Origin of the sequence: Umezawaea sp. NPDC059074 (assembly GCF_042738955.1) — a bacterium.
GTDB lineage: Bacteria > Actinomycetota > Actinomycetes > Mycobacteriales > Pseudonocardiaceae > Umezawaea.
The window spans coordinates 1-10588 of record NZ_JBHYHC010000215.1; the positions used below are offsets into that span (position 1 = coordinate 1).

General features: G+C 73.6%; 8 protein-coding genes. 5 read left to right on the plus strand and 3 right to left on the minus strand.

The window, feature by feature from the left end:
• The first annotated feature begins 132 nt into the window (after positions 1-132).
• Complete coding sequence (locus ACFWW9_RS44175) at positions 133-480, plus strand: NUDIX hydrolase (protein ID WP_390389304.1); 348 nt, start codon at positions 133-135, stop codon at positions 478-480.
• 140 nt (positions 481-620) lie between these two features.
• On the opposite strand, the gene ACFWW9_RS44180 is transcribed toward ACFWW9_RS44175, so the two are convergent.
• Positions 621-1325 (minus strand): NUDIX domain-containing protein, encoded by a 705-nt coding sequence (locus ACFWW9_RS44180; protein ID WP_390389305.1) that lies wholly within the window; start codon positions 1323-1325, stop codon positions 621-623.
• Between the two features lie 57 nt (positions 1326-1382).
• On the opposite strand from ACFWW9_RS44180, the gene ACFWW9_RS44185 reads away from it, so the two are divergent.
• Genes ACFWW9_RS44185 through ACFWW9_RS44200 form a run of 4 tightly spaced genes read left to right on the plus strand, consistent with a single transcriptional unit; the run spans position 1383 to position 9098 of the window.
• Positions 1383-4316 (plus strand): BTAD domain-containing putative transcriptional regulator, encoded by a 2934-nt coding sequence (locus ACFWW9_RS44185; RefSeq protein ID WP_390389307.1) that lies wholly within the window; start codon positions 1383-1385, stop codon positions 4314-4316.
• Positions 4317-4368: 52 nt separating this feature from the next.
• Entirely contained in the window at positions 4369-5556 is a 1188-nt protein-coding gene (locus ACFWW9_RS44190) for an FAD-dependent monooxygenase (RefSeq protein WP_390389309.1), read from the plus strand.
• 43 nt (positions 5557-5599) lie between these two features.
• Positions 5600-6619: an LLM class flavin-dependent oxidoreductase gene (locus tag ACFWW9_RS44195; protein WP_390389311.1), complete on the plus strand. Its 1020-nt coding sequence runs from the start codon at positions 5600-5602 to the stop codon at positions 6617-6619.
• A gap of 10 nt (positions 6620-6629) precedes the next feature.
• A complete protein-coding gene (locus ACFWW9_RS44200; RefSeq protein ID WP_390389313.1) occupies positions 6630-9098 on the plus strand; it encodes an NtaA/DmoA family FMN-dependent monooxygenase in 2469 nt (822 codons plus the stop codon).
• 4 nt (positions 9099-9102) lie between these two features.
• Here ACFWW9_RS44200 and ACFWW9_RS44205 read toward each other — a convergent pair whose 3' ends face one another.
• Both ACFWW9_RS44205 and ACFWW9_RS44210 read right to left on the minus strand, forming a co-directional pair.
• Positions 9103-9552 (minus strand): Lrp/AsnC family transcriptional regulator, encoded by a 450-nt coding sequence (locus tag ACFWW9_RS44205; RefSeq protein WP_390389315.1) that lies wholly within the window; start codon positions 9550-9552, stop codon positions 9103-9105.
• Positions 9549-10588: M24 family metallopeptidase (locus ACFWW9_RS44210; RefSeq protein ID WP_390389317.1), on the minus strand; the 1040-nt coding region annotated here is incomplete at its 5' end. The genes ACFWW9_RS44205 and ACFWW9_RS44210, both read right to left, overlap by 4 nt.

Sequence of the window (10588 nt, forward strand, 5' to 3'; positions counted from 1 at the left end):
TCGCGCCCCCCACCCGCCCCCCCGCCCCGCCCCCCCGGCGGGCGTGGGCCCAGGGGGTCTTCCGGGCATTGCGGCCCGTCCCGCCCCCCCCCCCGCGGGGGCGCCCCCCCCCCCGCGGCCACCTGGGTCCCGGTGGACAAGGTGCTGCGCAAGCGGGTCGAGGTGGCGTTCGACCACCGGAGGATCATCACCGACGCCGTCGAGCGGGCGCGCGGCAAGCTGGAGTACACGACGCTGGCGGCCGCGTTCTGCGGTCCGGAGTTCACGATGACGGACCTGCGCCAGGTGTACGAGACCGTGTGGGACGAGGAGCTCGACCCGCGCAACTTCCACCGCAAGATCATCGGCGTCGAGGGCTTCCTGGTCCCGACGGGCGTCCGCGCGCCGCAGCAGGCGGGACGACCGGCGACCCTGTACCGCCGGGGCCCCACCACGCTGCTGCACCCGGCGATCCTGCGCTCGACCCGGCCGACGCCGTAGCCCTCGCGCGACCGGACGACCCGAGCACGTGCCCCGCCTTCGTCGACCATGCCCTCAGACTAGATTAATGTCAGACTGACAACAAGACCGAACTTCGAGGAACTTCGCTCGGTGAAGCCAATTGTCACAGGCACAAGAAGTCAGGACGAGCGGGGCCGCATCATCGGCGGCGACAGCGAGTCCGCGGGCCCCGCGCGGTAGAGGGCCGCGGGTCGGCCGTTGGGGGTCGGCCGCTTGCCGCCCGTGGGCTCGATGAACCCGGCGGCGTCGGTGACCTTGCGGTGGAAGTTGGGCTTGTCCAGCTCGACGCCCCAGACCACCTCGTACACCGCCCGCAGGTCACCGATGGTGAACTCCGCGTCGCAGAACGCCGTGGCCACGGTCGTGAACTGGACCTCGACCCGCGCGAGGTCGACCGCGTCGCGGAGGATCCCGTCGTGGTCGAACGCCAACCCGGTCCGCAGCGCGTCGGCGACCGACGACCACCTCGCGGCCCTGGCGTCCGAGCCCGCGGTGGGCATCGGCAGGTCGGGCGCGATGGCCAGGTAGGCGCAGGTGATGACCCGCGGATCGCGCGGGTCGCGGTCCGGCGCGGAGTACACGCCGACCTGGTCCAGGTGGAACGTCGAGGGGTCCAGCCCGGTCTCCTCCGCCAACTCCCGGCGGGCGGTGTCGAGCAGGCTCTCCCGACCGCGCAGGAAGCCGCCCGGCAGCGCCAACTCCCCCGCGAACGGGTCGTTCGCGCGCTCCACCAGCAGGACGGACAGCTCACCGTCCCGGATGGTCAGGATCACCAGGTCCGCGGTGACGGTCACCTTCTGCCGCGCTCGACGAGTCGTGCTCACGGGCCGACCCTACCCTCTTGTCATTTCGACAGGAACCGCGTGTGCCAGGCTGACCGGGTGCGATTCGGTGTGCTTGGGCCGGTGGAGGTGCGGGGCGCCTCGGGTGAGGTGGTGCACGTTGGTGGGCCGCGGCCGCGGGCGTTGTTGGTGATGTTGTTGCTCGACGTCGGGCGGGTGGTCGGGGTCGAGCGGTTGGTTGACGGGCAGTACGGGGAGGAGCCGCCTGTTGGGGCGGCCAACGCCGTGCAGGCGCAGGTGTCGCGGTTGCGGCGGGTGTTGCCTGGGCTGATCGAGTTCGACGGTGGTGGGTACCGGCTGGTCGTGGAGCCGGAGGACGTTGACGTGCACCGGTTCGAGCGGTTGGCCGCGGAGGGGCGGCGGCTGCTGGAACGTGGGGGGCGTGCGGAGGCCGTTGTCGTGTTGCGGGAGGCCCTGGGGTTGTGGCGGGGGCCCGCGTTGGTGGATCTGCCGCACGAGCGGGCGTTGGTGGCGCGGTTGGAGGAGGTGCGGCTGGCCGCCCAAGAGGACTTGGCCGAGGCTGGGGGGAGTTCGGTCGGGGAGTTGCGGGCGTTGGTGGAGAAGCATCCGTTGCGGGAGCGGTTGCGGGTTCGGCTGTTGCGGGCGTTGGAGGCGGCTGGACGGCGTGGGGAGGCGTTGGCGGAGTTCGAGGCAGCGCGGCGGGTGTTGGCGGACGAGCTGGGGGCGGATCCGTCGCCCGAACTGGCGGCGGCGCACCTGGAGATCCTGCGGGCCGAGCGGCCGTCACGGCGTGGGGTGCCCGCTCAGCTGACCAGTTTCACCGGGCGCGAGCGGGAGTTGGCGCGGTTGGTCGAGGTGGCGGACGCGCGGCTGGTCACGATCACCGGGCCGGGTGGGATCGGGAAGACGCGGCTGGCGGTGGAGTCGGTGTTGGCACGGGGACGGGAGGCGTGCTTCGTCGACCTGGCCCCGCTCACCGACGGCGACCAGGTGCCGTGGGCGGTGCTCGGGGCGCTCGGGCTGCGCGGGGGCGACTCGCCGGTGCGGGCGCTGGTGGCGGGGTTGGCGGAGGACCTGCTGGTGCTGGACAACTGCGAGCACGTGGTCGACGCGGTGGCGGCGCTGACCCGGACGTTGCTGGCCGAGTGCCCGGACCTGGCCGTGCTCGCGACCAGCCGGGAGCCGTTGGGGCTGACCGGGGAGACGTTGCTGCCGCTGGCACCGTTGGACACCGCCCCGCCGGACGCCCCCGACGCCCTCGCCTATCCGGCCGTGCGATTGTTCGTCGACCGCGCGACGGCCGTGCGGCCCGGTTTCACCGTCGACCGGGAGCACGTCGTCGCGCTCTGCGCGGCGCTCGACGGGTTGCCGCTGGCCATCGAGTTGGCCGCCGCGCGGTTGCGGCAGTTCACCGTGGCGGAGATCGCCGCGCGGCTGGCCGAGGACGGGCGGTTCCGGCTGCTGTCGCGGGGTGACCGCACGGCGGCGGCCCGGCACCGGACGTTGACCGCCGTCGTCGAGTGGAGCTGGGACCTGCTGGGGCCCGAGGAACGGGAGCTGGCGGCGCGGTTCTCGGTGTTCACCGACGGGGCCCCGCTCGCGGCGGTCGAGGCGGTGTGCGGCGGCGAGGACGTGCTGGCCGACCTGGTGGACAAGTCCTTCGTGGAGACCGACGGCGAGCGCTACCGGATGCTCGACACGATCCGGCTGTTCTGCGCGGACCGGCTCGCCGACGCCGCCGCCGTGCGCCGCGACCACGCCCGCTACCACCTCGACCTGGCCCGGCGCGCCGACCCGCACCTGCGCGGCCCCGACCAGCTCACGTGGCTGGCGCGGCTGTCGGCCGAGCACGGCAACCTGATGGCGGCGCTGCGCTGGTCCGCGCGGGAGGACCGGGAGACCGCGTACCGGCTGGTCGCGACGCTGTCGGCGTACTGGTGGCTCACCGGCCGGAGCAGCCAGGCGGGTGAGGCCGCCACCGCGCTGCTCACCGACGTGCCCGCGGGCCTGGAGGAGGAGTACGTGAGCTGCGTGGTGCACGCCGTGCCACGGGCGGCCCCCGAGCACTGGACCAGGGCGAAGGAGATCATCAGCGGCCTCGACTGGGAGCTGCGGTACCCGTTCGGCGTGGCGCGGTGGGGCATGGCGGTCGGCCCGTGGGGTCCGACTCCGGAGGACGAGCCGCCGCTGGGCGCGGACCCGTGGAACGCCGCGCTGGGCGGGTTGAGCGTCGCGCTGGTGCGGGTGCTGCACGGCAGGCCCGCCGAGGGCGAACGGGACCTGCTCGCGGTGCTCGCGCGGTTCCGCGCGCTGGGCGAGCGGTGGGGCACGGCGCAGGCGCTGGACTGGCTCGCGCAGGTCGCCTCGTGGCGGGGCGAGTGGGCTCGCGCGCACGAGCTGTGGAACGAGGCCCTGCCGACGTTGGGCCAGCTCGGAGCGCCCGAGGAACGAGTGGACGTGCTGTGCCGCCGGGCCGCGTGCCTGGTGCGGCAGGGCGGGTTCGACGCGGCGACGGCCGACTACCGGCTGGCGGCGGCGTTGAGCGTCGAGGCCGGACACCCGGACACGCCCGCGCCGATCCTGCTCGGGCTCGGCGAGGTCGCCCGGCTGCGCGGTGACGTCCCCGAGGCTCGACGGCTGCTCGACGCGGCGCTCGCCGTCGCGGTCCCCGGTGGTGAGGCTCCGGTGCTCACGGCGCTCGGCCGCCTGACGGGGTCGGTCGACCTGCTCGGCAAGGCGTGGGCGGTCGCCAGGACGTCCCCGTTGGCCGACCTCGCGGCGGCGGTCGAGGGGCAGGCCGACGCGGCGCTGCTGGCCGGGGCGGCGGACCGGGCGGCGCTGCTGCTCGGCGCGGCGGTGGCGGTGCGCGGCACGACCGTGGCCGGCGACCCGGACGTGGCCCGGATCGCGCGTGCCGCGTCGGACGCGCTCGGGTCGGACGGGTTCGCGGCGGCGTTCGCGCGCGGTGCGGCGCTGTCCCGCGACGAGGCGCTGACAGCGGTGGACGGCTGACTGTCAGCGTTCCGCCGACGACCTGTCAGCGCCGCCGGACACGCTGGCGGACATGAAGAACACCACCGTCCTCATCTCCGGCGCGAGCATCGCGGGCCCCGCGCTCGCCTACTGGCTGGACCGCGCGGGCTGCACCGTCACCGTCGTGGAGAAGGCGCCCGGTCCACGGCCCGGCGGCCAGGCCGTCGACTTCAAGGGCACGACCCACCTCACCGTGCTGGAGCGCATGGGGATCCTCGACGAGGTGCGGCGGCGGCAGACCGGCGGCCACGACCAGACCGTCGTCGACGCGTCCGGCAAGGCCCTCACGGTCATCCCCGGCGAGTTCACCGGCGGTGAGCTGGAGATCCACCGCGGCGACCTGGCCGAGATCCTGCACGCGCGCACCCGTGGCTGCGAGTACGTGTTCGGCGACAGCGTCACGTCGTTGACCGACACCGGCGACGGCGTGCACGTCACGTTCGACCGCGGCGCGCCCCGGACGTTCGACCTCGTCGTGGGCGCGGACGGGATCCACTCGACCGTCCGGCGGCTGGTGTTCGGGCCGGAGTCCGACCACGTCCGGCACCTCGGCCACTACTACGCGCTGGCGTCGTTGGACGGCCCGACGGGCGACGCGGTGATGTACAACGAACCCGGCCGGATGGTGGCGGTCGGCGGGCCGAAGGCGACGGCGTTCTTCGTGTTCGCGTCCGAGCCGCTGACCTACGACCGGTACTCGGCGGAGGAGCAGAAGTCGTTGCTGCTCAACGCTTACCGGGGTGGCGGGTGGCGGATTCCCGAGGTGCTGGCGGGGGTGCACGACGTGTACCTCGACTCGATCAGCCGCGTCGAGGTGGAGCACTACTCGCGCGGCCGGGTCGTGCTGCTGGGCGATTCGGCGTACGGCAACACGTTGGGCGGGTTCGGCACCGGGCTGGCGGTGGTCGGCGCGTACGTCCTGGCGGGCGAGCTGGCGGCGGCGAACGGCGACCACCGGGAGGCGTTCGCCCGGTACGAGGAGAAGTTCCGCCCGTACGCCAAGGTGTCCAAGAGCGGCAACGCGGGCCCGTTCCTCGCGCCCCGCACCCGTGCGGGCATCCGGGCGCGCAACCAGCTGTTCCGCACGGGCCCGCTGCTGCGGTCGATGCTGTGGATGACGGACCGCTTCGCCACCCGCATCGATCTGGAGGACTACCCGGACCTGGTCGGGGCATCTTCCTCCACCGGGGCACCGGAAGCACCCCCTTCCACGATGTGATCACCGTTGCGCCGCGCCTCCCCCAGCGGGTGCGATCGGAGGCATGACGGTCGAGTTCTCCCCGCACCTCGCGCTCGAAGTGGACGGCGACGGCGCGCACCCCGCGGCGTGGCGCTTCTCCGGGCGGTCCCCGGCCGAGGTCCTCGGTCCCCGCGCCCTCCGCGACGTGGTCACCCGCGCCGAGGCGGGCGGGTTCACGCTGGTGACGTACGAGGACTCACCGCTGCCACCGAGCGCGGGCGGGCGGTTGGACGCAGTCGCGCGGGCCGCATACTCCGCGCCGCTGACCGGTCGGATCGGGCTGGTCCCGACCGCGCACGCGACCACGACCGAGCCGTTCCACCTCGCCGCGCAGTTGGCGAGCCTGGACCACGTGTCCCAGGGCCGCGCGGGGTGGATCGTCGGGGCGGCCAACGACGTCGCCGCTCGGCGGACCATCGGCGCGGCACCGCTGGCGGACCCGCGGCAGGAGGTCGTCGACGTGATCGAGGTCGTGCGGCGGCTGTGGGACTCCTGGGAGGACGACGCCGTGGTCAAGGACGTGCCGACCGGGCGGTACCTGGACCCGGACAAGGTGCACCACGTGGACTTCGAGGGCGCGTCGTTCTCGGTGAAGGGGCCGCTGATCACCCCGCGGCCGCCCCAGGGCCAGGTGGTGGTGTTCGCCGCCGACTCGCTCGACGTCGCCGAGCACGTGGACGTCGTGCTCGTCGGGGGCGGTGACGTCGACGAGGTCCACGAGCGGGCGGCACGTGCTCGTGCGGCCGGTGCTCCGCTGGTGTTCGCGGAGGTCGAGGTGGCGCTCGACGAATCACGACTGTCCACTGTGGCACCTTGGCCGACCACGGATCGGTTGCGCCACAGCGGATCGGCGGCGGACCTGGTCCGGCTGCTGCGAAGCCTCGCGGTCGACGGCGTCCGCCTGCACCCCGCGGTGCTCGCCGTGGACCTGCCCGTGCTGGTCGACCGGGTCCTGCCCGAGTTCGCCCGCCGACCGGGCGGGACCCTGCGCTCGGCACTGGGCCTGCCACGTCCCGCCAACCGCTTCGCCACGAGCAGCTGAGGAACGGACCATGAGCGACGAGTACGACCCGAACGCCAAGGTGCACCTCGGGGTCTTCTACACGGGCGTGGGCTCGCACTACCTGTGGGCCGACCCGTCGAACGCGGAGCACACCGAGTTCGACACCTACGTCTCGGTGGCGCGCACGCTCGAACGCGGCCTGTTCGACGCGTTCTTCCTCGGTGAGGGGCTGCGCGTCCGGGAGAACCGGGGCAGCGTCTACGCACTGGACGTCGCGGGCAGGCCGGACGCCATCACCCAGTTGTCGGCGCTGGCCGCCGCGACCGAGCGGATCGGCCTGGTGGCGACGCAGAACACCACCTACAACTTCCCCGCCGACCTCGCCCGCCGGTTGTCCACTTTGGACCTGCTGTCCGAGGGACGGGCGGGGTGGAACATCGTCACCACCGACAACGCTTGGACGGGGGCGAACTTCCGGCGTGGCGGCTGGCTGGAGCACGAGCGTCGTTACGAGCGGGCGAACGAGTTCGTGGTGGCGGCCAAGGCGATCTGGGACTCGTGGGCGGATGACGCGGAGGCGACCTGGGCGCGTCCCGGCTCGATCGCGACGGTCGAGCGGCGCACCGACCTGGTCGACCTCACCGCCACCCCGACCACGCCCCGCAGCCGTCAAGGCCATCCCGTGCTGTTCCAGGCGGGCGACTCCCCCGGCGGCCGTGACCTCGCGGCCCGGCACGCCGACGTCGTCTTCTCCGCGAACGTCGACTACGACAAGGCCTTGGCCTACGCCCAGGACCTGAGGAAACGGCTCGCGGGTTACGGCCGGTCGGCCGACTCGCTGCGCATCCTGCCCGGCGCGTCGGTCGTCCTCGGCGACACGCCCGCCGAGGCGCGCGACCGTGCCGAGTGGGTGCGGCGCGAGCAGATGACCCCGCAGCGCGCCCTGGCGTTCCTGGAGCAGTACTGGGGCACGGACCTGTCGGCGTACGACCCCCACGGCCCGCTGCCGGACATCGAGCCGACCGAGGACGAACTCGACCCGTCACGCGGCACGATCTCCATCGAGCACCGCAGCGGGAAGCTGGAGCGGATCCAGGGGTGGCGGGACCTGGCCGCCGCCAAGAACCTCTCGATCCACGAACTCGTGCTGGAGGTGCAGCCGCGCGGGCGGTCGTTCGTCGGCACGCCGGCCAGGTGGCCGACGAGTGGGCGCACTACGTGCGCACCCGCGCCGTCGACGGCTTCAACCTCAGCCCGCACCTGGTGCCGTCGTCGCTGGACGACGTCGTGGACAAGCTGGTGCCCGAACTCCAGGACCGCGGCGCGTACCGCACGGCCTACGAGGGCACGACGCTGCGCGAGCACCTCGACCTCTGATCCCATCCCACCGACCCGGAGGTCCGCGGTGCCCGACACCCCCTTGTCCGTGCTCGACCTGGTGCCGATCAGCTCCGGCTCCACGGCGGCGGAAGCGCTGCGCCACACCGTCGACCTCGCCCGGCAGGCCGAGCGGTTCGGCTACCGGCGCTACTGGTTCGCCGAGCACCACCTCAACCCCGGTGTCGCGGGCGCGTCGCCGCCCGTGGCCATCGCCCTGGTCGCGGCCGCCACGAGCCGCATCCGCGTCGGGTCCGCGGGTGTCCAACTCGCCCACCGCACGCCGCTGGCCGTGGTCGAGGAGTTCGGCCTGATCGACGCGCTGCACCCCGGCCGCCTCGACCTCGGGCTCGGGCGCAGCGGGAAGCAGACGATCCGGTCGGCCACGACGCCGCCACCGACCGCCCCGACGCCCACCAACGGGCTGGTGATCCCGAAGCGGTTCGACTGGGGCACGCTCGCGACCTCACCGCGGATCGCCCTGACGTTCGCGCTCCTCCAACAGCCCGGAGCCGTGTCACCCGACTACGGCGAGCAGGTCGACGACATCCTCGCGCTGCTCGCGGGCACGTACCGCACGGCGGACGGCCTGGAAGGCCGCGCCACGCCCGGCGAGGGCGCGGACGTCGAGGTGTGGGTCCTGGGCAGCAGCGGCGGGCAGAGCGCGGTCGTCGCAGGCCGCAACGCCCTCCGCTTCGCGGCGAACTACCACGTCAGCCCGGCGACGGTCCTCGACGCCGCGACGGGCTACCGCGCAGCCTTCCGGCCGACACCCCGACTGGAACGGCCGTACGTCGCGGTGTCGGCCGACGTGGTCGTCGCCGACGACGACGCCACCGCCCGCAGGCACGCCACCGGTTACGGCCTGTGGGTCCGGAGCATCCGCCGCGCCGAAGGCGCGATCCCCTTTCCCACCCCGGAGGAGGCCGCCGCCCACAAGTGGAGCGAGGAGGACCGCGCCTTGGTCGCCGACCGCGTCGACACCCAGTTCGTCGGCTCCCCGAAGACCGTGGCCGCCCAACTCCGCCGCCTGCGCGACGCCACCGAGGCCGACGAACTCGTGATCACCACCATCACCCACGACCACGCCGACCGCGTGCGGTCCTACGAGTTGCTGGCCGAGGAGTGGGCGAAGGGCTGACCCCTCACACGGCGGGCGGGCGGTCCTCGTACGGGGTCGAGAGCACGACCGTCGTCCTGGTCGACACGTTCGCGGCCTCGCGGATCTGGCGGAGCAGTTCCTCCAGCGCCCCCGGCGACGCGACGCGCACGCGCAGCACGTACGACGCGTCGCCCGCGACGGAGTAGCAGGCCTCGATCTGCGGCAGGTGCTCCAGGCGCTTGGGGTAGTCGTCCGGGGAGGCCGGGTCGATCGGGGTGATCGAGATGAACGCGCTGAGGGGCAGGCCGATCTCGTCGCCGTCGAGCCTGGCGCGGTAGCCGAGCAGGACGCCGCGCTGTTCGAGCCGCTTCACCCGCTGGTGCACGGCCGACACGCTCAGCCCGACCTTCTCGGCCAGGTCGGTGAAGCTGCACCGGCCGTCGGCCGCGAGCTGCTTCAGGATGGCTCTGTCGATGGGTTCCAACGCCGTCACGCGGGCAGCACCACCAGGTCGTGCGACTGGTTGTTGAGGCTCTCGACGCCGGTCTCGGTGGCGACGACGATGTCCTCGATGCGGGCGCCCCACCGGCCGGGCAGGTAGATGCCGGGCTCGACGCTGAACGCCATGCCCGCCTCCAACGGCAGGTCGTTGCCGCCGACGATGTACGGCTCCTCGTGCACGTCCAGGCCGATGCCGTGGCCGGTGCGGTGCACGAAGTACTCGCCGAACCCGGCGGCGGCGATGACCGAGCGCGCGGCGGCGTCGACCTCGGACGCGGTCACGCCGGGGCGGACGGCGTCCACAGCCGCCTGCTGCGCGGCCTGGAGGACGGCGTAGGTGGCGCGCACGTCGTCGAACCGGGGCTCGCCGACGGAGTACGTGCGGGTGGAGTCGGAGCAGTAGCCCTCGGCGACCGGGCCGCCGATGTCGACCACGACGACGTCACCGGCCTCGATCACCCGGTCGGACAGGCCGTGGTGCGGGCTCGCGCCGTTCGGGCCGGAGCCGACGATCACGAACTCGGCCACCGTGTGGCCCTCCTCGACGATGGCGGCGGCGATGTCCGCGCCGACCTCCGCCTCGGTGCGGCCCGCGCGCAGCCACTCGCCGACACGGGCGTGCACCCGGTCGATCGCCGCGCCCGCCTTGCGCAGCGCCGCGATCTCCACGGCGTCCTTGCGCATCCGCAGCTCGCGCACGACCGGCCCGGCGAGCACCTGCTCGCCGCCGATCGCGGCGCGCAGCCCCAACGCGTGCAGCGCGGGCATGAAGTCCGCGACGGCCGTCCGCTTGGTGCCGCGCAACGCCTGCGTCACCAGCCGGTACGGGTCCTCGCCGTCGACCCAGGTCGCGACCTCGACGCCCAGCTCGTCGGTCGGCAGGCCCGCGTACCCCGGCGCCTCCAGCTTCGGGACCACCAGCACCGGCGTGCCGCCGACCGGCAGCACCAGGCAGGTGAGCCGCTCGAACGAGGACCCACCCACCCCGAGCAGGTAGGACAGGTCCGAACCGGGGGTGATCAGCAGCG